20 protein-coding genes are annotated in these 23,449 nt (G+C 60.6%); 8 read left to right on the top strand and 12 right to left on the bottom strand.

Annotation, left to right across the window (positions count from 1 at the left end; translation table 11 throughout):
* Nucleotides 1–600: 600 nt before the first annotated feature.
* Entirely contained in the window at nucleotides 601–1,338 is a 738-nt protein-coding gene (locus tag IK083_07785; GenBank protein MBR4749452.1) for a hypothetical protein, read from the top strand.
* A 38-nt stretch (nucleotides 1,339–1,376) separates the two neighbouring features.
* On the opposite strand, the gene IK083_07780 is transcribed toward IK083_07785, so the two are convergent.
* Both IK083_07780 and IK083_07775 read right to left on the bottom strand, forming a co-directional pair.
* Nucleotides 1,377–2,618 carry a hypothetical protein gene (locus IK083_07780; protein ID MBR4749451.1) on the bottom strand — a complete coding sequence of 414 codons (1,242 nt, stop codon included), beginning with the start codon at nucleotides 2,616–2,618 and terminating at the stop codon, nucleotides 1,377–1,379.
* Between the two features lie 10 nt (nucleotides 2,619–2,628).
* Nucleotides 2,629–3,405 (bottom strand): hypothetical protein, encoded by a 777-nt coding sequence (locus tag IK083_07775; GenBank protein MBR4749450.1) that lies wholly within the window; start codon nucleotides 3,403–3,405, stop codon nucleotides 2,629–2,631.
* A 61-nt stretch (nucleotides 3,406–3,466) separates the two neighbouring features.
* On the opposite strand from IK083_07775, the gene IK083_07770 reads away from it, so the two are divergent.
* Entirely contained in the window at nucleotides 3,467–4,039 is a 573-nt protein-coding gene (locus IK083_07770) for a phosphatase PAP2 family protein (GenBank protein ID MBR4749449.1), read from the top strand.
* Here the strand turns inward: IK083_07770 and IK083_07765 are convergent.
* From IK083_07765 to IK083_07745, 5 genes are read right to left on the bottom strand one after another with little or no spacing between them, the layout of a single operon-like run.
* Entirely contained in the window at nucleotides 4,025–4,966 is a 942-nt protein-coding gene (locus IK083_07765; GenBank protein ID MBR4749448.1) for a hypothetical protein, read from the bottom strand. The two genes, IK083_07770 and IK083_07765, sit on opposite strands and share 15 nt — an antisense overlap.
* Nucleotides 4,950–6,275, bottom strand: coding sequence for a radical SAM protein (locus tag IK083_07760; GenBank protein MBR4749447.1), 1,326 nt, complete (start codon nucleotides 6,273–6,275; stop codon nucleotides 4,950–4,952). Before IK083_07760 ends, IK083_07765 begins: the two co-directional genes overlap by 17 nt.
* Entirely contained in the window at nucleotides 6,272–7,852 is a 1,581-nt protein-coding gene (locus IK083_07755; GenBank protein MBR4749446.1) for a hypothetical protein, read from the bottom strand. Before IK083_07755 ends, IK083_07760 begins: the two co-directional genes overlap by 4 nt.
* A 4-nt stretch (nucleotides 7,853–7,856) precedes the next feature.
* Complete coding sequence (locus IK083_07750) at nucleotides 7,857–8,426, bottom strand: LemA family protein (protein MBR4749445.1); 570 nt, start codon at nucleotides 8,424–8,426, stop codon at nucleotides 7,857–7,859.
* A gap of 8 nt (nucleotides 8,427–8,434) precedes the next feature.
* Entirely contained in the window at nucleotides 8,435–8,989 is a 555-nt protein-coding gene (locus tag IK083_07745; protein ID MBR4749444.1) for a hypothetical protein, read from the bottom strand.
* 154 nt (nucleotides 8,990–9,143) lie between these two features.
* On the opposite strand from IK083_07745, the gene IK083_07740 reads away from it, so the two are divergent.
* The 6 genes from IK083_07740 to IK083_07715 all read left to right on the top strand — a co-directional run bounded on the left by IK083_07740 (nucleotide 9,144) and on the right by IK083_07715 (nucleotide 19,550).
* Nucleotides 9,144–11,279 (top strand): DNA translocase FtsK, encoded by a 2,136-nt coding sequence (locus tag IK083_07740; protein MBR4749443.1) that lies wholly within the window; start codon nucleotides 9,144–9,146, stop codon nucleotides 11,277–11,279.
* Nucleotides 11,279–12,601, top strand: coding sequence for a 30S ribosomal protein S12 methylthiotransferase RimO (gene rimO / locus IK083_07735; GenBank protein ID MBR4749442.1), 1,323 nt, complete (start codon nucleotides 11,279–11,281; stop codon nucleotides 12,599–12,601). The genes IK083_07740 and rimO overlap by 1 nt, the downstream gene beginning before the upstream one ends.
* Nucleotides 12,602–12,613: 12 nt before the next feature.
* A complete protein-coding gene (locus tag IK083_07730; GenBank protein ID MBR4749441.1) occupies nucleotides 12,614–14,536 on the top strand; it encodes a hypothetical protein in 1,923 nt (640 codons plus the stop codon).
* A gap of 60 nt (nucleotides 14,537–14,596) precedes the next feature.
* The gene (locus IK083_07725) at nucleotides 14,597–15,379 is read left to right on the top strand and encodes a hypothetical protein (protein ID MBR4749440.1); all 783 of its coding nucleotides are present in this window, start codon (nucleotides 14,597–14,599) and stop codon (nucleotides 15,377–15,379) included.
* Nucleotides 15,379–16,488: a hypothetical protein gene (locus IK083_07720; GenBank protein ID MBR4749439.1), complete on the top strand. Its 1,110-nt coding sequence runs from the start codon at nucleotides 15,379–15,381 to the stop codon at nucleotides 16,486–16,488. Before IK083_07725 ends, IK083_07720 begins: the two co-directional genes overlap by 1 nt.
* Nucleotides 16,489–16,586: 98 nt before the next feature.
* On the top strand, nucleotides 16,587–19,550 hold the full coding sequence (locus IK083_07715) for a hypothetical protein (GenBank protein ID MBR4749438.1): 2,964 nt from the start codon (nucleotides 16,587–16,589) through the stop codon (nucleotides 19,548–19,550).
* Between the two features lie 623 nt (nucleotides 19,551–20,173).
* Here the strand turns inward: IK083_07715 and IK083_07710 are convergent.
* The 5 genes from IK083_07710 to IK083_07690 all read right to left on the bottom strand — a co-directional run.
* Nucleotides 20,174–20,503, bottom strand: coding sequence for a GIY-YIG nuclease family protein (locus IK083_07710; protein MBR4749437.1), 330 nt, complete (start codon nucleotides 20,501–20,503; stop codon nucleotides 20,174–20,176).
* A 483-nt stretch (nucleotides 20,504–20,986) separates the two neighbouring features.
* Nucleotides 20,987–21,853 carry a hypothetical protein gene (locus tag IK083_07705; protein ID MBR4749436.1) on the bottom strand — a complete coding sequence of 289 codons (867 nt, stop codon included), beginning with the start codon at nucleotides 21,851–21,853 and terminating at the stop codon, nucleotides 20,987–20,989.
* Nucleotides 21,854–21,907: 54 nt separating this feature from the next.
* Complete coding sequence (locus IK083_07700) at nucleotides 21,908–22,501, bottom strand: hypothetical protein (GenBank protein MBR4749435.1); 594 nt, start codon at nucleotides 22,499–22,501, stop codon at nucleotides 21,908–21,910.
* Nucleotides 22,502–22,587: 86 nt separating this feature from the next.
* The gene (locus IK083_07695; GenBank protein ID MBR4749434.1) at nucleotides 22,588–23,103 is read right to left on the bottom strand and encodes a nitroreductase family protein; all 516 of its coding nucleotides are present in this window, start codon (nucleotides 23,101–23,103) and stop codon (nucleotides 22,588–22,590) included.
* A gap of 9 nt (nucleotides 23,104–23,112) precedes the next feature.
* Nucleotides 23,113–23,449 (bottom strand): hypothetical protein (locus IK083_07690; protein MBR4749433.1); only part of this gene is annotated, 337 nt, incomplete at its 5' end.

Below are 23,449 nucleotides of genomic sequence, written 5' to 3'. Positions count from 1 at the left end.
GCGGCTGGTGGGAGGGGCCGTATCGCGGGGCAGGCGAATAGTCCGGAAGAACGCTTTCCTTTTGTCCCGTCGGGCTTGGTCCGTGGCCCGGGCTCGCGGCTTCGTGACAGGGGATTTCTTACCGCCTCTTACAGAGGCGCCGAAATGACGTTGAGTTTGAACGGGACAAGAGGCGGCTGGTGGGAGGGGCCGTATCGCGGGGCAGGCGAATAGTCCGGAAGAACGCTTTCCTTTTGTCCCGTCGGGCTTGGTCCGTGGCCCGGGCTCGCGGTTCTTTTGGAGGGGATCTCTTACCGCCTGCGCTGATAGCGCATGCGCCGAGATGACGTTTAATATGGGACGGGCCAAAAGCCCTCACCGCCGGAGAAAAGTTGAGTTTTGTCCCGTTAGGCTTGGTCCGTGGCCGTGGCTCGCGGTTCTTTTGAAGGGGACTTCTTACCGGCGATGGCGCAAGCGCCCTCGCCGCCGAAGTGACGTTAAGCCTGGACGGGACAAAAGCCCTCGCCGCCGCCCATCCGCCCCCCTCCTGCCGGCGGGGGGTTTGAGAAACGGCGGACAAACTGATATAATATAAGTGTATTCGCAAACAAGGAGGAGAATATGTTTTCGCCAAGCAGCTTATTCGATCTGGACGGCTACGCCCACAGGGACGTATTCGCAGGCTGTACCTACGTATGGGAGGCCATCAGCAAGATCGGTCAGTATATCATCTTTTACACCACCCGCAACGATGACACCAAAAAGAGCGCCATCAAGGGCAAGGTGCTTCCCGGCGCCTTCATAGACAACGGCGCCGCCATCTACGTGGGCGAGGGCAGCATCATCGAGCCGGGAGCCTTTATCCAGGGTCCCTGCATCATCGGCAAGAACTGCCAGGTCCGCTCGGGAGCCTACATCAGGGGCAACGTGATCACCGGCGACAACTGCATCATCGGGCACACCTCCGAGCTGAAAAACGCCATATTGCTCAACCATTCCCAGGCCCCTCATTTCAACTACGTAGGCGACTCCATTCTGGGCTCCTACGTCAACCTGGGCTGCGGCACCATATGCTCCAACGTGCCTCTGGTGTCCTTCAAGGACAGACAGACGGGCAAGCGGCCTCCCATCATCCTCAGGATAGATGGCGAGACCTACAACACGGGGCTGGCCAAGTTCGGAGCCGTGGTGGGCGACAACACGGAGACCGGCTGCAACACGGTGCTGAATCCCGGCTGCATAGTGGGCAAGAACTGCCGCATATATCCCGGCACCTCCCTGCCCAAGGGCTATTACAGAGACGCTCAGATGATCAAGCTGAGACAGACCGTGGAGCTGGCAGACCGAAACGACCTCTGACGCAAAAAAAAGGCGGAGCCGCAGGCTCCGCATTTTTTTTACATTCCCAGCGGGGGCGCCACCAGCAGTTCCGGGCCGTCTCCGTCTTTCCCGCCGGCAGCCGGGCTGCCGGGAGCTTTTCTCTTGCCCACGGCTTCGTCGGGAGTATAGATGACGCCGGCAAAATACACGGTCCCCTTTTTGGTGTCGTATATGGTGAATATAAAGGGCCTGTCTATCTCCACAGGCATCACGTTCATGGCTATGAGGCCCATGGTCACGGTGGTGACTGCGGCGGCCTCGGTGCCCTTTTCGTCCGCCTTGACCTTCACGCTCTGCAGCACTTCGCTGATATCCACCGGCTTGCCGGCGGTGAGCATTCTGGTATATCCGGACATGGGTATGCCGCAGCGTTTCAGCAGCTCCGTCAGGTTCACGCTGGACTCCGCCTCAAAGACCGGCATGCTGAGCTCCACCAGCTCTTCACTGCCAAAATCCTCGTCAAAGAAGGGGGACCTGCCGGACTCCTTCAGTCCCGCCAGATACTCCTTCATGACCTTCCTGTCCGAGGGCGCCACTATATCCATGGCAAACTCTCCGTCGGCATAAGGCAGGGAGACGGCGCAACAGCTGTCGTCCCGGTACACTCTCATATGTCCGCTCCTGTGCATCATCCACACCTGATAGTCGGGCTTGTCGTAGGGATGAAACACTTCCTTGTAGGTGTCCTGAAACTTGAAGGGGTCGGTCCACATGGCCTTGAAATACACCGCGTTCACCAGCACCAGGCTGCTGCCCGTCAGCTGGGTCGGGCTTACCGGCGAGGGCACCATGCCCCTGGTCTTGTCGCTGCACCAGTCGTTTATCCGCCGGGCGGCGGCAGCGGCGTCCGCAAAGTCCAGATTCTCCACCTGTGACCGGTAGTATCTCTCTATATATTTTCTATAGAGGGGCGAAGGCGCCAGGGGCCGGTCCAGCCACAGTGAATTGGCTATCTCCAGGTCTATGTTTTTCAGCTCCGACGTCTCCTCCAGGAGCTTCTTGTTCAGGGCGTTGAGGGCAGTCTCGCCCATGCCCAGGACCCCGGCTATCTTTTGCTTTTCCCCGGCGGCGGCGGCTCCCTGCAGAGAACCCAGCGCCATCTCCAGGCTCACCGGAGATATCATCAGGTTCTTTCCCTCGTCCATCTCCGCAAGGACCCGGAAGCCGAACCGGTTGATCCCGCCGGCGTCCCGGGAAGCCGCAACAGCGGCGGCGGACAGGCACAGACAAATGACTGCCGCGATCAATATCAGCTTCATATGCTTCTCCTCATTCTTTGCGAAATATCTTCCATTTCAGGCGCGTGAGGGCGGCGTCCCGGCACACTGTCCGGACGCCCCGTATGACGGCCCCTTCTTCTCCGTAGGAGCCTATGCACATGCCGCCCCCCAGACAGATATACAGCCGGTCTCTCTCGGCGTCGTACAGCAGGTCGCCCTGCTCCAGGCGGCCTATGTCCGCAGCCCGGGCGCCCCGGATGCTCCCCGCCCTGTAGGCGTAGGTCCTGTCTCCGTTCACCAGAGCCCGGTTGTCCATACATCTCCACCACAGGCTCATGGCGCTCATGATGACCTTCAGGTCGTGTTTTTTCAGGCCGTATTCCAGCCCCGAGCGGAACAGGGAGGCCTTGGCAATGCCCACTGTGTCCGCTCCGTAGCGGGTCTCCCCTCCCTTTCTGTAGGGCACGCCCTTGTAGGTGCGGGCGTAGCGCACGTAGCCCTTTTCTATGGCTCCGAAATCAGTGGGTATAGAACGGTAAAACTGCACGGCGAGATACATGGCAAACACCAGCAGCAGGGCCCCGCTGAATATGAGTATCACCGGGTTGCGGTTCCTCTGGCGCCGGATGAACATCAGCGTCCCCAGCGCAAAGCCTATGCCGCACAGCACTATCATGAGCTTGACCAGATAATTGGTGGCGCACAGCCTTTCCGCCAGGGCGGTGGCCAGCATAAAGACTATGTAGGGCAGCGCGTAAAATCTGGCCAGGGTATGGTAGCGTCTGTAGCCGCTGGACAGATATCTGAAATATACTCTTCCTCTCATTCACTCCCCGCTGTGTTGACTTATGGGCGGAAATCCTGTAACATATATACAGGAGTTATCTATGACTGATCAATACAAGACCCTGATCGCCGGCCTCACCGCAGGGCTTATCCTGGCGGGCCTGGTGACCATTCCTCACGGCTATTTTTCCTTTCACGCCACAGACCATCTCTATGGCTGGGCCCTGTTTCTCAGCACCTGGTGCTACCATCTGCTGATAGCCTTCACCTGCCTGTTTTTTGCAGTGTGGGAGCTGAAAAAGCGGGACGGCAGCTTCGCAAGCACCCTTTGGGCCATGCTCACGATAGCCATACTGATCAACCTCATCAAATACACGCCCTTCGGGCATCTGACTCCCAGACCCAGCGGCTATGAGGGAGGCTTTCCCAGCGGACACACCGCCACCTCCTTTGCCATGGCCTTTTTCATAGCCTCAAAGGCGCCCCGGCTGACCCTGCCTGTGTTTCTGGCGGCGGTGGCCATCGGCTTCAGCCGGCTCTTTGCGGGCTCGGAGCACGCGGCCCACTACCCCTACCAGATCATCAGCGGCAGCCTCTTCGGCACCTATCTGTCCTGGGGCCTGACCCTCCTGCAGATGAAGCGCCGGGAGAAAAAGGCGCTACAAAAGCCTTAGCAATTCCTCCGTCAGCCCTATGGCCCCCTCGGCCATATTCAGCACGTCGCACACGGAGGTGGTGTAGTCGTCCCTGACTCCGCTTTCCAGAGTGATGATGATGCAGTCCACCCCGTCCTGAGTCTTGGCTTCCTTTTTGTATCTCCTGCTCTTCAGCAAGGCCAGGGCAAAGGGGTCCTCCATCTCCGATTCCTTCAGGGCCTTGAAGGCCTTTTTCAGCCCCAGGTCGTCCTTGGCCACTATGACGAAATAGGTGTAGGGGCTGAACATCACCTCGTTGGTCTGGGCCTGTATGCCATAAAAGCCCTCGGGGCATTCCCTGGGTTTGATGGTGGTCTTCACGTTGACGGGTATGGAGTAGGCGTTGTCGCAGGCTATCTGGGACGAAAACACCATCCGCCCCTTGTATCTGTCTCTCAGGGACAGCAGGGCGTCCTGCTGGGCCGCGGGCAACAGAAAGGCGTCGGGACACCAGTCCTTTACCCCTCCCGTGTTCAGGGTGAGGATATAAAAGCACAGGACCTGAGCCACGGTGCACAGATGCCGGTCCACCCGGTAAAGCAGAGCCGTCACGGCAGCCAGCAGAGCGGCGGTGACCAGTATCACCGCCCAGGCGGGCAGCCGGCGGACCTTGACGGGAGTATGGCGCACCAGAGCCTCGGCGGCGGCCTTCAGGCCCTCGGGAGTGACGGGAGACCAGGTGACGGCCTTGGAATTGAAGCCCTTGGGGGTCAGGTCCACGGTCTTTTTGCACAGCAGGAGAAAGCCCAGGAGGGCGCATATGACGAACACTGTCAGCCCGGCCCCGGCTCCGTCCAGAGACAGATAGCTCCAGGCTCCCCCGCCAAATATGACCAGGGCGAATATTATCCTGCCGGCCAGCCCCAGCTTGCGGGCCATGAGCCATTCCTCACCGTTTTTTGCCATCAAAGACCTCCTTCAGCTCACCGTAGCCCATGGCGGACCAGTATATGGGACAGGCCCCGGTGCACACGTTGAACATATCGCATTTCTTGCACAGCCTGTGAGCGTATTTCTTTTGCTTCCAGTATTCCGCCTTTTTGCCGAACCAGACCCGTTCAAAGGGCTCCCGCAGCAGATTGCCCACGCTTTTGGGCAGGCTGGAGCAGGGCAGCACGTCTCCGGAGGGCGACACGGACAGCAGGCCGTCGCAGGCGGCGCAGCTCTTGCCCCCCATGTTCTGCGTCACCGGATTGAACATACAGTAGGGCGTGGGGGAATACCACATGAAAACGAGCCCCTTCCGGGCGGCCATGGCGTCCACCCGGCGGACTATGTCCCCCGCCTCCCTGTACCTGACCACCAGCTCCCTGACGGCGCTGCCGGTGGGGATGATGAGATTCATGGAAAAGCGCCCGGTGCCCAGAGAGGCCACCCGTTCCACCAGCTCCTCCAGATGCTCCCTGTTCAGGCTGCAGAGGGTGGTGTTGGTGTGGACGAAGATATCCCTCTCCCGCAGGAGCCCCACTGCCGCTATGGTCCTCTCAAAGGAGCCTTTGACCTGGGTCAGAGCGTCGTGGACCTCCGGGGAGCCTCCCTCCAGACTGATCTGGGCGCTGGCAAGCCCCGCCTCCTTCAGCCCGTCCGCCAGCTCCGGCGTCAGGAGATTGCCGTTGGAGATGAGGTTCACCCTCATGCCCAGCTCCTTGGCGGCGTATTCCGTCAGAGGGACTATATCCTTTCTCAGCAGGGGCTCGCCGCCGGTCCAGCTGACGGAGGGCACCTCCGCCTCTTTGCGGATGATATCCAGGACCCTCCTGACCTCCTCAAAGGACATCTCCGGGGAGTGGTCCTTTTTGGAGCAGGCGCAGCCGGCGTAGCAAAAACGGCAGGCCAGATTGCACCTGTAGGTGAGAGCCACCTCCGACATGACGGGCAGGGTGTTGTAGGGCCTTTCAAAGGGCACCAGCTGCACCGCCCGCCTTTTGTCCAGGGCGCAGTCGCAGCCGGACACCAGAGCCCGCAGGTCGCAGAAAAAGCTGTGCACCTGCTCTATGACCTCCGGGTCTATCTCCTCCGAGCCAAACCTTTCCGTCAGGACCCGGACTATGGGCTTGCCCTCCAGCATTTCCCCCAGCAGTATGAGGCCCGTGTCGTTCAGCTTGTAGGCCTTGTTGGGAATGATGATCAGCAGCCGGTCCCTTTTTCTGACCGCTATATGTCCTCTGAGATTCCGGACCAGCACGTCCGCCCAGCCGAGCTCCTCCAGGGTCATCGGCTGCTGCCCGATACGCAGGCGCTGTGGCAGGCGCTGTGACAGGCGCTGTGGCAGGCGCTGTGACAGGCGTCGTGACAGGCGCTGTGGCAGGCGTCGTGACACACCGTATGGGAATAGCAGGCGTCGTGCTGCACGTCTCCCGCCATAAACTCCTGATAGTTCGCCGGAGCGGCTTCGGTGCGGTATTTGGGCTCCGCGTATCTGTCCTCCAGCCAGTAGTCGTAATACCTGTATCTCAGGTAGTTGTCAAAGGAGTCGTAGCCCAGAGAGCCGCTCCTGTCAAAGGAGACGAGCTGCTTGCGGTAATAATTCCTGGTGGCCTCCAGGTCGCAGTCCCACAGCTTGCCCCTCACCCGGTCAAAGAGCTCTTCAAAGGAGCCGTTCACGTCGGCCATGTTCAGGGAGCCGTCGGGCATGATGGCGTTATAGACGATGGATTCGTACAGCGAATCGGCAGACACCCCCGGCGCAGGCAGCTTTTCCAGCCTGAGGGGGTCCGTGCCGGTGACCCGGACGAGGCCCTTGCCCTCCAGAAACTCTATGACCGAGGAAATGATGTTCTGGGGAGGCATATCCAGCAGATAGTATATTTCCACCGCGTCCAGGTCCTTGCATATTTTGCCGGGCGCCGCAAAGGTAGAGGCCTGTATCTTGGGAGAGCGCCAGGAGGCCGAGTCCCACTTCAGGCTTTCGATATTGTCTATACGCAGGGCTTCACCGTTGATGCCTCTTTTGCGCTGGGTGGAAAAGAGCCCGGCACCCAGCAGCAGCGCCAGGAGGGCGGCTCCGCCGGCGGCTATAGGGTTGGTCTTCCCGGTCCTGGCCGTGTCCTCCGGGGACTTGCGGACGTAGCCGTAGTCCGTCAGGTCAAACCATTCGGCGGGGACGTAGAGCTTCACTCTGTGGGCATACATGGCCTCTATCCCGTCCTTGTGGATGCGCATGGCCAGCCATATCTTGCCGGTGGCGGGGTCCTTTTGGCCGTAGTAGTCTATGAGCAGATGCCTGTCGTTCATAGTCTCCTTGTCCGTGAGCACCGTCTCGCGCCACCGGGCCTTTTCCTCCTCGGAAAAGACCTCCTTGTCTGCCTCCACCGGGAATATGACGTTCAGGGTGTAGTGGTTCATGGGCTGGTCGAACACGGAGGGGCACCAGTCCAGATACACCAGACGGCCGTATTTTTCGCTGTCGGTGTAGCCCACGTAGCCGGCCCTGTACATATCGGCGGCGTATTTCACCACCCATATGGAGCTGTCCCTGAGCCTGTCGCCCACCACGTCCAGAGCGTAGATATCCCCCTCCGAACGCTTGATGGTGATGGCCTGCTTGTCTCCCTTGGGGCCGTACACGCAGGAGGCCTCGTAGTCAAAATAGGGAGAGGCTTCGTCAAAGCCTCCCAGGTCAAAGCCTCCCATGGTGTCGCCGGGATAGACCCAGCGCACCTTGTAGACGATGGTGGCCCGCCCCGATTTGTGGAGAGACAGGTCCACCTCCGTCCAGTCCACGTCCCTGGCGCAGAGGGGGCCGGCGGCCAGGACCGCCAGCAGCAGGATGATGATCCGCCCGAGTCTCATGGCCTCAGAAGGAAAACCTGACCGGCTCCCGCTCCTCTTCCTGTTCGGTCTTGAAGAGATCCCTGGGAGCGAACTTGAACATGCCCGCTATGACGTTGGTGGGAAACTGCATGATCACCGTGTTGAAGGCATAGACCGTGTCGTTGTAGAACTGCCTCTGATAGACCAGCTTGTTTTCTATGTTGGTCAGCTCTTCCTGCAGCCTCAGAAAGCCCTCGTTGGCCTTCAGCTCGGGATAGGCCTCCGCCAGGGCAAAGATGCTCTTCAGAGCCCCCGTGAGGAAATTGTTGGCCTCCGCCTGCTCAGCCACGGTGCCGGCCCGGGAGAGCATGCTCCTGGCCTGGATCACCTTTTCGAGGGTCTCGCTCTCGTGCTTGGCGTAGCCCCTGACGGTCTCCACCAGCCCGGGCACCAGGTCAAAGCGCTTTTTCAGCACCACGTCCACCTGCGCCCAGGTGTAGTCGATCTTGTTCCTCATCTGCACCAGCCTGTTGTAGGTCCCGATGCCCCACAGGACTATGGCCACAGCCGCTATGAGCAGAGCCCCCAGACACAATAATACGATCAGCAGCATAATATCACCTATTTCCCGTTTTTGTCTATCTTTTCCGACAGCTCATACACGTAGCTGGTCAGATCCAGATTCTGTTCCTTGATGTTGCGCATCTCCAGCAGGAGCATGTCCTTCAGGTATTTGATGTATTTGGACTGGGTCAGCACCATGTCCTGCAGGAGGTATATCTGATGCAGCAGCTCCTTGTCCGCCGCCTCCAGTATCCTCTCTTCGGTGACTCCCCCGCTGATCTCCCCGTCCCGGATGAACCGGTCCACGGAGGCGGAGGAATAGAGCCGCCTCTGCTCTCCCGCCGGGTTTTCCACCACTATGGAGTCCAGCTCCCCTATCATGGTGAGCCTGCGGAGGGCGTCCTCGTTCACGTTGAGCCGCACCAGGACCTCCTCCTTTTCCAGAGAATAGTCCCCCACGCTCAGGGCGCTGTCCTTGAAGACTATATCCTTCGTCCGGGCAGCCTCCTCCGACTCCTTGTAGGCCTCATATTCCAGCCATTTTTTCTTCAGCATCTCTATGCCGGCCGGGGTCTCGTCCTGCAAGACCTCCTTGTTGTCTGTATCGCTCATACACACGCCTCGTAAAACTTATATGTTCATTATACCATATCCGGCGCGAAAAAACAAACCGCCCCGCCCTTTTGGCCCTCTCCGCCTTGAATATCGGCCCCGGTTTAGTATATAATATAATTGTGTAGTTTCCAATTAATACAAGGAGCATCCAATGAGTAATACTACCAGGAAAACCCGGTCCTCCGCCAAGCGGCGGGAGGGTCTTCAGACGGCCAAAAACGCCGCCGGGTATTTCCTCATATGCGCAGGTCCCCTGCTCTTTGTGCTGCTTTGCCTCAACGGCAGGGCCGGCATATTCGGCAACGCCTGCGCCGACCTGGCCCTGAGCCTTTTCGGCCTTGGCGCCTTTTGCGTCTGCTGCGGCATGACCTATTACGGCCTGTCCGTATTCCGCTATGGCAGCAAGGGCTTTGAACAGAGGCGGCTCTGGGGAGCGGCCCTGGCCCTGGTGGCAGCGGAGGCCCTGTGCGCCCTGATACTGCCGGACCGCGGCGGAGCCGCCGGCGGCGCTCTGGCCCGGCTCCTCAGGACCTGCTTCGGAGTCTTCAGCTATCTCATAGGCCTGCTGCTGCTGGCGTGGGCGGTCTTCATACTGACGGAACAGAAGCCCTCCGCGGTGTTCCGTCTGGTCCGGAATTCCATACTGGAGAAATTGGAGCGGGGCAGAGCCAAAGAGGCGAACCGCCAACAGCGCGGCGCAAGCCCCGGGCAGGGCAGGACCCGGGGCAAAGAGAAAGAGCCGGATACCGAGCCGGGCATCCTGCAGACTATAGGCCCGGCGCAGACTGCTCACACGGAAGAGCCGGAGCAGACCATCCTGAGCCTCGGGACTGTGAAAGATCAGACCCGGGGAGACTGGGTACTGCCTCCCACGGACCTGCTGAGAGCGACTCCGGCCATCACCGGCAACACACCGGAGGAGACGGAGCAGAACAAGGAGATCATCCAGACCACTCTCGGAGAGTTCGGAGTGGAGGCCTACGTGGTGGAGATAGCCTCCGGCCCCACGGTCTCCCGCTATGAGGTGCAGCTGGCCCAGGGCATCAAGGTCAGCAAGATAGTGGGACTGGCGGACAATCTGGCCATGAATCTGGCCGCCCTGAACGTGAGGATCGAGGCTCCCATCCCCGGCAAATCGGCCATAGGCGTGGAGGTGCCCAACAGGGAGAGATCCGCCGTAGGCCTGAGAGAGATCCTGGAGACCGATCTGTTTCAGAAGACCAAATACCGCCTGCCCTTCGTGCTGGGCGCCGACGTGGCGGGCACGCCCCGGATTGCGGATCTGGTCAAGATGCCCCACCTTCTGATAGCCGGCGCCACCGGCTCCGGCAAGAGCGTGGGCCTGAACGCCCTCATCACCAGTCTGCTGTACCGCCTGCCTCCCGAAGAGCTGAGGCTGGTGCTCATAGACCCCAAGAGGGTGGAGCTGAGCCTGTATGACGGCATACCCCATCTGGCCCATCCGGTGGTCAAGGACGTAAAGCTGGCCGCCGGGGTCCTGGAAGCGGTGGTCAAAGAGATGAGCCGCCGGTATCGGGTGCTGGAGCAGTGCCACTCCCGGAACATAGAGAGCTTCAACGACAAGCCGGGCAACGAAAAGATGCCCTACATGGTGGTGGTCATAGACGAGCTGGCGGACATGATGATGCAGTGCGCCAAGAACGTGGAATACTCCATCTGCCGGCTGGCCCAGCTTTCCCGGGCCGTGGGCATCCATCTGGTGGTGGCCACCCAGAGGCCTTCGGTGGACGTGATCACCGGCAAGATCAAGGCCAATATCCCGGCCAGGATAGCCTTTACCGTGTCCAGCTACATAGATTCCAAGACCATTCTGGACACCAAGGGAGCCGAGAGCCTCATAGGCCGCGGCGACATGCTCTTTGCCCCCACCGACGAGCCCAAGCCCGTGAGGATCCAGGGCTGCTATCTGTCCGAGGACGACACCATCAGACTGTGCGACTATCTCAAAGAGCAGCGGGAGCCCTCCTATGAGCTGGAGGCCGACCCCGTGGCCGACAGCGGCTCCCGGGACGGCGACGAAGGCGAGTCCGGCTCCACCGACGACCTGTGGGACGACGCGCTCAGATTCGTGGTGAGCAACAGATTCTGCTCCATCTCCATAATGCAGCGAAGGTTCTCCATAGGCTACAACAGAGCCGCCAGGATGGTGGACCAGATGGAAGAGGCCGGCATAGTGGGCCCCGCCAACGGCTCCAACCGCAGGCAGGTGCTCATCACCGAAGCCCAGCTGGAGGAATATCTGTCGGGAAAGGGTGAGCAGGACTGATGGCAAGGATAGGCTTTATCTCCCTGGGGTGCGAAAAGAACACCTATGACACCGAGTGCGCCATAGGCGCCCTCCTCTCGGAGGGACACGAGATCACCGGCGACCCCTCCGAGGCGGACTGCGTGATCATCAACACCTGCGGCTTCATAGAGCCCGCCAGAGAGGAAGCCCGGGAGAACATACGGGACATGCTGCTCCTGAAAAAGGACAGGCCCTCCCTGAAGGTGCTCATCACAGGCTGCTACGCCCAGAAATACCTGCGGGAGCTGGAGGAGCTGTTTCCCGAGGCCGACGGCATACTGGGCATAGAGCTGCAGCACGGCATAGGAGCTGCCATAGACCGGCTGCTTTCCGGCGGCAGGCTGAGAGAGGTGCGGCAGCCCTCCTCCGTCTGGCGGGAGCCGGAGCCGGGCAGGTGCTCGCTGACCCCCTTCTGGACCGGCAATCTGAAGATCACCGAGGGCTGCAACAACAGATGCTCCTACTGCGCTATCCCCTCCATCAGGGGCAGCCTCCGTTCCAGGCCCATAGAGTCCGCAGTGGCAGAGGCCCGGAGCATGGCGGTCCAGGGGACGAAGGAGCTGGTCATCATAGGCCAGGACACCACAGCCTACGGCAAGGATCTGGGAGAGCCCGGCCTCATCTGCCGGCTCATAGAGGAGCTGTCGGACATAGACGGGATATGCTGGATACGGCTCATGTACACCTATCCCGACGAGATCACGGACCGGCTCATAGAGACCATAGCGGCCTCTCCGGTGGCCCTTCCGTATATAGACATGCCTCTGCAGCACGCCTCCGACGCCGTTCTCCGGCGTATGAACCGCAGGGGCACCGCGGAGAGCTGCAGACAGCTCATAGGCCGTCTGCGCCGGGCCATGCCGGACATATGTCTCAGGACCACCTTTATCGCGGGCTTTCCCGGAGAGACCGATGAGGAATACCGGGAGCTCCTGGACTTTGCCGCGGAGATGCGTTTTGACCGGGCGGGCTTTTTTGCCTATTCCCCGGAGCCCGGCACCCCTGCCCGGGACATGGAGCAGGTCCCGGAGGAGGTCAAAAAGGAGCGTCTCGCAGGGCTCGCCCTGCAGCAGGAACGGATATCGCTGACAAAGAACAGCGCCCTCGCGGGCAGAGAGCTGCAGGTGCTGACGGAAGTCCGCGACCGCCGCGGCTCCGTGGGCCGCTGCTACAGAGACGCCCCGGAAGTGGACGGCGTGGTATATATCAGGGGAGGACGGCCCGCCCCCGGAGAAATGGTCCGGGTCAGGATCACCGGGGCCGTCAACGCAAACGATTTGCAAGGAACACTTATCAAATAAGGAACACAAGTTATGACATCAACAGGCGCCAAAGAATATCTCAGGACACAGCTGTTTACAGGAATGCTGGGCAAGACCCTCAAGGGGCAGAAGCTGGCGGCTTCCGCAGACATACCGGGCATCCAGTCGGGCATCATAGAAGCCCTTTTTGACAAGGACGTCTTCGTCAGGGAAGGGCCCTATTACACCTTCGGCTTCAGACGCTCTCTGGGGAGGTCCGCTTTTTCCAAAGCCGTGGCCGCCATACTGGACAACTGCGGCTTCCCTCTCACCAAGGAGCAGCTGGAACAGGAGATATGCGCCGTGTATCCCGCCGACAAGACCGCAGCCGCCAAGCTGCGCACCCACCTGTCGGACGCCCGCACCTTTTTCTGCGCCGGCGGCCGGGTGGGCCTGACCAAGTGGCTCCTTGTCCCCGCCGACGACCCGGAGGAGTTTGACGAGCTGAACGCCATCTCCCCCGAGGAAGCCGAGGCCGCGGTCCCCGTGTCCTTTGAGGACCCGGACAAGGCCCTCGCGGAGCTCACCGCGGAGGGGCCCCTGTCCATGCGGGCTCTGCAATACGGAGTGTGGAAGCAGGACCCCGGGTCCTTTGACCCGGCGGACGTCTATGACAAGGTGCTCTCCTCCAAAACCTGCGTCCTGCTGGGCGACCGGAACATATATTCCAGGAAGGATATCAAGGCCTTCCGCAAGGAGCTGGCGGCCTGCCAGAAGAAGCTGGGCGACAGCCCCGCGGACCCTCTGACCCCCGACGACATACTCCTGGACAAGGCGGTCCTGGACGACATAGTCAGACAGGTAGTCAAGGGCGGCTATTATCTCCTGTCCGACGCCCTGGCGCGCTGCTACAAGAGCGAGGACGTGGCCGACGAGGCCAACAGGGCTTTACTGGCCAACTATCTCTTTTCCGCAGTGCAGGACCCCCGGATAGACCACAACGACTCCCAGTGGTACGTGAAGGTGGACTTTGAGGACGAGGACCTGGAGGACATCACCGAATACGTAGCCAAAAAGGGCTCCGTCACCGCCGGAGAGATCATCCGGGAATTTCTGGACATACCTCTGGAGCACGGTCTGGTGCCCGTCCTGAAGCTCCGGCTGGCCGAGCTCATGAAGCAGACCGACACGGTCATGATCACCGGCGAGACCTATTCCAAGACCATCTCCGTCCCCGACTGGGTCAGGGAGATGCCCGAGAGCCTGATCTACACGGAGCCTCAGCCCGTGGAGGACATGGAGGGAGACCTCTACGACTGCATGCTGGAGCCCGAGGGCTTTGACCCGGCTCTCCGCACCGAGATCTACAATCCTCTGGCGGAGGACGTGGGCGACGAGGACCCCAGCCGCACCATCTACAGCATCAACGACACCCGGCAGCGCTGCGTGCTGAAGTATCACCACAAGGTGGCGGGCACCTTCCCGCTGTGCCAGATACAGCCCGCCTTTTTCACCCTGCCGGACAATATGGAAGTGGCGCCGGTGACCATCAGCGGCCGGACCGTGTATATCAACAGGGCCAACCGGCTCATGTACGGCATGGCAGACTTTTACACAGAAGTGACCCACGTGTCGGGAGCCGTGTTCTATCTGAACAAGTCCCCCGAGGGCTACACCTTCGAATACACCGGCGAGACGGACAAGGCCTGCTCCATAGACACCAACCGTTCTCTGGAGCTGCTGGAGCTGGCAGAGCAGGACGATCTCACCGTGTATGACGTGATCTGCAGCATCCTTTCCCGCAAGCCCCTCTCCTTTGCCGCCCTGTACACGGAGGTCAACATAGTCCGGCGCTGCTCCAGGCTGCTCATAGCCAGCATCCTCAGCAGCTACCACTGCTTCAACGTCAAGGGCAAGTCAGGCCTGTGGGCCTACGACGAAAAGAAGACCGACCAGGGCTTCAACAAGAACAAGAAAAAGTACATCAAAAAATAGCGGCCCGCCGTCCGCTCCGGGGTCCTTCCCCGGCGGGCGCAGGGACCCGGGAGGGCCTTTTTGAAATTATCCAGACAAGCCAGGCTGAACCGGCTGCAGGAACGGCTGCACAACGCTCACGTCATCAGGGAGCTTTTGAGCGGCTTTCGGGCCGACTTTCAGGCAGACAGATGCAAGGAGCAGCTGCAGAGCGAGGGCAAGCCGGACACGGACGTCAGCTTTGCCGACGCCTTTGCCGAGCTCCGCAGGATCAAGGAAGCCTTTTCCGAATACAGGCCCATGGACAAGCAGGACAGCGACGCCCTGTGGTCTGAATATCTGGACCTGTCCAACACCATGTATGAGCTGAGCAAGCGCTACAGGGAGCTGACGGACGAGGAGGTGCAGAAGACCACCGAAAAGATCACTGCCCTTCTGGACCGGCTGGAGCAGGACTACGCCGGCCCCGAGCCCAAAAAGGGCCGGGAGTACCGGGAGGACTGCGAGGTCATAGTCTCCGCCTTCCGGGAGGCCGGCGGCATACTCCGGTTCAAGCAGCAGGAGGCCCTGTGGGAGCGGTATCGGGACATACGCGCCCGGGCCGACAGGCTCCGCAAGGAACAGAGACGCAAGAGAGAGGAGCAGAGGGCCCTCTACAGAGATTATCTCACCCGCAGGATACAGGTCCAGGAGGAATATTTGGCCTCCGTCACCGCGGACCTGGAGGCCTGGTATGCCAAGAGGGGCTCCCGGGACACAGGTCCCGACGCTCCCAAGTGGGTGACACGCAAATCCGAAAAACAGCAGCAGGTGACCGAGGAGCTGAAGTCTCTGAGGCAGCGGCTGGGCAAGCTGGAGCGATAATGGCCAAGATATACACCTCGGGGCTCACCATAGCCCAGAACATCCCGCTCAAAAAGCTGCGCCGGCTCCCCGTCAAGGGCAATATACTGGTGCAGCCGGGGGACGCCGTCACCGCCTCTCAGACGGTGGCGGAGGCCGACATACAGGGCATCATGGGCACCGTGAAGGCGGCGGCCATACTGGGGGTCAACCCGGACAGACTGCCCCGGGATATGAAGGCCGCCCGGGGCGACCGGGTGGAAAAGGGAGACCTGCTGGCAGAGCACACCGCCTTTTTCGGCCTGCTGAAGAGCCAGTGCAAGAGCCCTTACCGGGGCGCCGTGGAGATGATCAATCCCCTCACCGGCTCCGTGGGCATCCGGCTCCCGGCCACCCAGATACGCCTGTCGGCCTATCTGCCGGGCACGGTCACGGAGGTCTCCGGCGGCGATACGGTGGTCATAGAGGCCCGGGGCGCCATGCTGCAGGGCATATTCGGCATAGGCGGCGAAGGCTACGGCAGGATAGCCGTTTTGGCCTCCTCCCCCGAGGACGTCATCACTCCCGAGCAGATCACAGGAGAACACAAGGGCTGCCTGATAGCTGCCGGCGCCTGTATCACCCTGGAGGTCATCAGGAAGGCCCAGGCAGTGGGAGCCGCCGGCCTCATAGGCGGCGCCATGCCCGACACCAACATCAAGGCCTATCTGGGCCGGGACATAGGCGTGGCCATCACCGGCGAGGAAAACATACCCCTGACCATCATACTCACCGAGGGCTTCGGCTCCATCCCCATGTCCGACAGGGCCTTTGAGCTGCTGAAGAACCACGAGGGCTGCGACGCCTCCTTCAACGGAGCCACCCACATACGCGCCGGCGTCATCCGCCCCGAGGTGATCACCCTTTCCCGGGTGGAAGGCTCAGCCGCCCCGGAGGATTATGATCTGGCCACGGGCAAGACCGTGCGCATCACCTCCAACCCTTATTTTTGCCGCATAGGCACCATCATCGACATCCCCGAGGAGCCGGTCCTGCTGGAGACCGGAGCCCGGGCCCGGGTCATCCGGGTCAGGCTCTCCGACGGCGCCGAGGCGGACATCCCCCGCTCCAATGCGGAGCTCATAGTGTGACCGGACACGGACCCTCCCGCAGCGGAGGGTCTTTTTTCTTGCGCCGGAAAGCCCTCGTATGCTATACTGATACTGATACCCTATCAGATGAGGTCAGCATGTTCACCAAGCTATTTGTCATCCTTTTAATCCTGAGCTTTGCCGCCGGCCTGACTGCGGCCACTCTGCAAAGCGACGTTTATTCCGTCACCATAGATTCACAGGGCAGGCTCTCCGCCCTGACCAACCGGGTCACCGGCAAGAGCTATCTCCACGGCCGGGCTGTCTGCCCGGTAGGCGTCTTTTCCATAGACAACCCCCGGCCCAGGCAGGTGCCTCTTGTCTGCGACGGCGTGGAGGAGGCCGGCAGCTCGGTGGTGTGCCGCTACAGCGGCAGCGGCGTCTCGGTCCTGCTCACGGTGAAGAGTGACCCGGCAAGGCCCGGCATCATAGTCTGGGACCTGCAGCTCAGAAACGACGGGGACCTGAGGATCACCGAGGTCCAATGCCCCTGTGTGACCGGCCTCTCCATAGGCAACAGGGGCTCCGACGACACCCTGGTCCGGCCCAACCGCTACGGCGAAAAGATACCCGACCCGGTCAGGAACCTCTTTCACAATGAGGGAGACGTGGTCAACGGCGTGGTATATCAGAACTGGTGGAATGCCCCCAGGCTGGAATACGGCGGTCAGGCGGGCATGTTCTGGATGGATCTCTACGACCGGGACAGCGGCTTTTATATCGCTTCCGAAGACAAGGAGCTCATAGGCGGCTATCTGGACGCCCGGGTCGAGGGCGGCCGTCTCACCCTGGATCTGGGGAAATATCTGGACCTGAAGCGGGGCGGCCGGGAGAGGCTCCTGTTTGCCACCGGGGTCCACACGGGAGACTGGCATTGGGGTGCCGACGTGTACAGAGCCTGGGCCGAGAGCTTTATGGCCTCTCCCCAAGTGCCCCGCTGGGCGCGGGAGATGCCCAACTGGTACTGGTACTCCTCCATCTGGAGCATGGGCCCCCTGAAGCCTGCCATGAAGGCGGGCTTTGACTTCAACAATATCAGGAGCGACATGTATGACAAGGCCCTTTCCCAGGGCACCGGGGTCATAGGCCTGGCGGGACTGGAATTCATGGGCCACGACTACCCCCTGTGGGAGCCGGACCCTCTGGTGGGCGGCGACGAGACCATCATAGCCGCCGTGCAGAACGTCCACAGGCGGGGCGGCCGCATAGTCCCCTACATCAATCCCATCTACGCCTGGGAGGACTATCCGGGCGTGCCCCACTCCGACGACGAGCAGTTTCAGACCCGGCTGCAGGCCCTGTCTCCGGACGTCAGACAGCCCCTGTGGGACTACTACAAGGACTTCGTGGCCAAGCGCTACGACGGAGGCTACAACAACGTGGAGTCGCACTATCACGGCAATTTTCCCCAGATGTGCCTGGCCGCGCGGGAGTGGCAGGACTACGTGCTGTGGTGGACCGAGAGATACGCCAACTATTACGGCTTTGACGGCGTCCAGTGGGACCAGCTGGGAGCCTATCAGAACAGCTACTGCCTGGACCGGCGCCATCACCACCGGGTGTCCGGCTGCGCCACCGAAGGCACTCTGGAGCTGTGCCGCCGCATCTTCTCCGACCCGGAATACAAGGCTCACGATGACTTTTACGTGTGGTACGAGGGCTGCAGCGACGTTTACGGCCAGTATCTCCACGCGGGGCACGCCGGCTTTGACCTGTGGATGGCCTACGGCTACCCCGAGCTGATACAGTACACCTTTGGCAAGTATTTTCTGGGCGGCGAATACAATCTGATAGACGGCATGGACAAGACGGGCCGCATCAGGGCCTTCCGCTGCATCGAGAACAGCTTTCTGAGCCGGTACAAGCTGGGCATGGGCCAAAACAGGGACAAGGCCCTGAAGCTGGAAAAGCTGGCGCCCCTCACCAATTTGCTGAAGGGCCTCTACTGGTACACCGAGTATCTGGGGAGAGACGCCTGCAGCGCTCCCGAGGGAGTGGAGACCGGCCTGCTGTCCGTGAGACGGGACCTGTGCCCCTACGTCACCGGCGGCGGCTACCTGATACCGGTCTGCGACCTGAGGAAGGACAAGAGCTCCTTTGAGGTGTCCTTCAGGGGCGACGCCCCTGTGACGGAAGCCCTGTGGTACAGAGCCGGCATAAATCCGCAGCCCGTCAGGACCGAGTTCACCCGGGACAACGGCCTCATTACAGTCAGGGTGCCGGACGACGAGGGCCTCAACGCCTTTTCCTACGCTCACGCCTATTGTCCGGAGGACCGCACCATATGCAGCCTGGGGCTCCTGGTCCTGACGGAAAAGCCCGCCAGACCCATTTACCTGGAGCTGCCTGCCCGGGCGGCAGCCGGGGAGAAATTCACCGTCAGGACCGTCACCTGCGACGGCCGGCGCCCTCTGGAGAGCTGCTCCATGAACGCGGAGGACGCCGACTACCGGGACCTGCACCCCACCGACGCCATTGACGGCCGGGTGATACTCACCCGCAAGGCGGGCAAACGCTGCTGGCAGGTGAAGCAGGGAGACATGCCCTACTTCTACGTGCAGGTCATGAACGAGGCCATGAGAAGGGCGAAACACCTGACCTTTGAAGTGGAGTATCTGGACGGCAAGGGAGACTTTGACATGCAGTACAACTCGGAGGATATGTTTGCCTCTCCCGCAGGCTTCGGGGAGTTTTTCCCCGCCTACAAGCCCACGGACGCGCAGATCATGTCCGGCGCCGGCGTCTGGAAAAAGACCCGGTTCACCGTGGACGACTGCCGCTTCTCCGGCGGCATGAACGGAGACGCGGACCTGAGGCTCAGGGCCAAGACGGGAGACCTGTATATAGCCTCGGTGACCCTCATTGCCGAGGAGGTCACCACCACCCCCGTCCCCGGGGTCACGGTGCTGGTGGGCAATGACGAACGGACCACGGACCTGAACGGCGAGCTGGAATACGTCTTTGCCCCGGAGGACCCCGCCGGCGCCTACAGAGTGGAAGCCCGGACGGAGGGGAGAGACCTGCTGCCGGGTCAGGCCATCATAGAGCTGGCGGGCAGATAGAACCATGAGCCTTTGGCGGGCGCTCCCGCGCCCGCCAAAGGCAAAAAATTTGTGTGGCGGCAGGCGCAGAGCGCCTGCCGCCGCACATCATATGCAAGCGGCGAGGGCTCTGCAGAAACGGCGGTCAAATACAGACGTCATCTCGGCGGTTTTGACGATAGGAAAAACCGGTAAGAGATCCCCTGTAATGGGAAGGACAGACCCGGGCAAAGATCATGCTCACCGCCGGAAACAACAGCCCTTTGTCCCGTCGGGCTTGGTCCGTGACCGTGACTCGCGTTTCTTTTGAAGGGGACTTCTTACCGGCGATGGCGCAAGCGCCATCGCCGCCGAAGTGACGTTAAGCCTGGACGGGACAAGCACCCTCGCAGCTGCAGAAACGGCGGTCAAATACAGACGTCATCTCGGCGGTTTCGCATAAGCGAAACCGGTAAGAGATCCCCTTCAGACTGTCGCCAATGCCCCGGGCAAAGATCATGCTCACCGCCGGAAACAACAGCCCTTTGTCCCGTCGGGCTTGGTCCGTGACCGTGGCTCGCGTTTCTTTTGAAGGGGACTTCTTACCGGCGATGGCGCAAGCGCCCTCGCCGCCGAAGTGACGTTTAATTTGGGACGGGACAAATTCAGTGCATTCCCGGAAATTGAGTATATTCCAGGGGGACCGTCAAATCACCAAAATCCCAATCCTTAGCCAGATCGTTCAATTCGGGGTTGTCCTTGGTTATCAGCTTGAGTTTTGCGGAGCGGCTGTATTTTTTCAGGCTTTTCTCGAACGTTATTGCATCCGTTTCTCCGCTGAGCTCTCTGTACCAAAGGAGAAGCGAACAGTGGTATTTCTTTGAGAAGCCTTCGATGAGTCCGCTTTTATGCTCAAACATACGTCTGAAGATGTTGTTGGTTACCCCTGTGTAAAAGACGGTCTTGTGTGAATTGCTGAGAATATAAACGTACATAAAAAACGGACCTGTTTCGGTGATACAGTATTATTTTACGGCGATAGGAAGGGTGTGTCAATACCGGCGGTCAAATACAGACGTCATCTCGGCGCGGCAACCCCGCGTCATCTCGGCCCAAATCGCAATATATGTAATGCGTCAGCATTACGCGATTTGGGGTAAGAGATCTACGGTGGGGCCCGCCAGCCCATTCCTTACTCTGCCATTGGCAGAGAGGGCTGGTGGGAGGGGCCGTATCGCGGGGCAGACGAGAGGTATGAGAGAGAGCTATTTTTGTCCCGTCGGGCTTGATCCGTAGCCCGGGCTCGCGGTTCTTTTGAAGGGGACTTCTTACCGGCGATGGCGCTTGCGCCATCGCCGCCGAAGTGACGTTAAGCCTGGACGGGACAAGCGCCCTCGCCGCTGCAGTAGCGGCGCAGAGCGCCTGCCGCCGCACCACATATGCAAGCGGCGCAGCCTCGTGGCTGCGCCGCTCCTGTCTCACCATCCGTCAAATCTATACAGCTCTGCGTCATCCCGGGAGTAGTCATCCCCGGGGCTGTAGTCATAGTAGTCGTCATCGTCGTCGTCCCGGCTGTCATAGTCATAGGCGGACGGGGCATAGATCTCTCTGTCGGCCTTTTCGTCTGCCAGCTCCGCCAGCTCGGAGCTGTTTTTGTAGTCACCCAGGTCCTCAAAGATATCCCGGGCTTCGTCATATTCTCCGTTTTCAAACAGGTCGGCGGCCTCCCGGTATCGGTCCTCATCGTCGTTGGTGTTGTCCTCCACGCCGTCGTCGTATTCCGTGTCCTCGGGACTGTAATAATAGCCGTCGTCGGAGGAAGGGGTATAGCTGCGAGAAGCAGAGGAGGCAGGCCTCGGCTCTTCGTCCGGGCCGGTCCGCCGGGCGCTCACGACTATACTCACCACAATGGCGGCAACTATCAGGGCGGGTATCAGCAGCCTGCGGCCGGCATCCCTCAGGGCCGACAGCCGGGCCCTGGCAGTCTCCCTCAGGCGCTCCTGCTCTTCCTCCCTGAGGCGCCGGGCCTCCTGCCTGCATTCCTCCGCCAGAGCCCGCCTCCGGTCAAAGCCGGTGAGCCTCTCCACCCGCTCCGCCACCTTTTTCCAATCCGAAGGGGTGCGGGCCTGCTCCGCGAGAGACAGGCAGGCTTCGGCTCTGGCGAGGGTCTGCTCAAAGACCCGGCGGGCAGGCTCGAATCTGCCGGCTCTTTTCTCAGCCAGCTCTTCCGCCAGCTCCGCCACTCTCATGGCGCCGGAAAGCTTGTCCCTGTATTGACGCAGCGCCCCTGTATCGCAGGCGGCGCGGAGCCGGCCGGCGCATACAAGGGCGGCAATTATCGTCACACAGATCCACATCTCCTTTCCTCCTTATCAGCTGTTCACCGGGCGCCGGCGGGATCAGTCATCCCACCACTCATCGTCGTCGTCCCAGTCGTCATCGTCATCATCCCAATCGTCGTCGTCATCATCGTCCCAGCGGTCGTCCCAATCCCAGTCGGCCTCGCGGACCTTCAGCTTGGGAGTGTCGGGCTTGGGCTTTCCGGCAGCCTCCATCTTTCTCTCGGCCTCGGAGGCCAGAGCGGCGCTGTTTTTGTATTCGCCCAGAGCCATAAACATAGCCATAGCCTTGGCGTAATCGCCGGACTTGTAGGTCCTGACGGCCTTGCGGTAGCGGGCCTTGTTCACCTGGTCTTCTTCGGCCTTTTTGGCTTCTTCGGCCTTGGCCTTGCTGTCCTTGTAATTGACCTCGGACAGCACCTTTTCGGCTTCCTTGTAGTTGCCCTCGGACATGAGGCTCATACCCTTTTCGTACTGCTGGCGGGGGATGATGACGCCCTTCACTGCATACACGGCAGCCAGGACGATAACTACTATCACTATCACGGCCGCAAGGCCCTTGCCGGAGCCCTTGGGCTGAGGAGCCTCGTCGGCAGCAAATACCCGGGTAGCGCAGAGCAGCGCGCAGAGCATCACACACACAATGATAAACATATTCTTCTCCTTGTTATATACGGCCTGTCGGCCTATTACATATTTATAATAACAGCCGCCGGAACGTCTGTCAATATGTCCTTTTTTTATTTATAAGACACCAGTTCCTTCAGGTCCTTCGAGGCAGCGTGGCCCGGTCCGGGCGCGGCGTCGTCGGCGGGAAAGCCCACGGGTATCAGGGCCACCGGCTCCATATCGGCGCCGGGCTCAAATATGCGGGTAAAGGCGGCGGGGTCAAAGCTCATGACCCAGCAGGTCCCCAGCCCCATGTCGGCCGCCTGCAGGATAATGTGGGTAGCCGCGATGGACGCGTCTATGACCCTGCAGCTCTTGCCGTCGTACTTCCGGGTCCAGCCCTCCGAGCCGCAGGCCAGCACCGCCAGCACGCAGGGGGCTCCGAAGGTGTAGGGAGTGACTGACTTCAGCTCCTCCAGTCCCTTCGGGGACCTGATCACCATGATGCGCCAGGGCTGCAGGTTGCAGCCGGTGGGAGCCAGGGCTGCTGCTCTCAGCAATCTGTCCAGGTATTCCTCCGGCAGCGGGTCCGGCTTGTATTTGCGGCAGGAATATCTCTTCTCTGCCAGCTCCAGAAAACTATTCATATTGTCCTCCTATCGTCCTGTGACACGTCTGAATCTTTCTCCGTGATAAAGAACGGCCCCGGCGTCTTCCGCCGTGATGGTCTTTACCCATTCCAAAAAGGTGCCGCGGCTGGTCCCTTCCCGATCGCCGTGGACCATGTTCCACACCAGAGCGTATTCGGCAGAGTCCGCGGCCCGCATATTGGCCGCCGTGAACAGGTTCAGCCCCAGGGTAAAGGAGGCGTGTTCATCGGCTGTGCCGCTGACTATCCTGACGTGAGTGGCGGGCCGGGGCGTGAAATAACGCTTTTTTCCCAGCAGATGGACGAGAGGGTCCATCAGCTCCGTCTGCCGTATCACGTCCCTG

The organism is Abditibacteriota bacterium (genome assembly GCA_017552965.1).
GTDB lineage: Bacteria > Armatimonadota > UBA5829 > UBA5829 > UBA5829 > RGIG7931.
The sequence above is the reverse complement of the archived record's forward strand: the minus strand, read 5'-3'. Positions and strand labels throughout refer to the sequence as shown.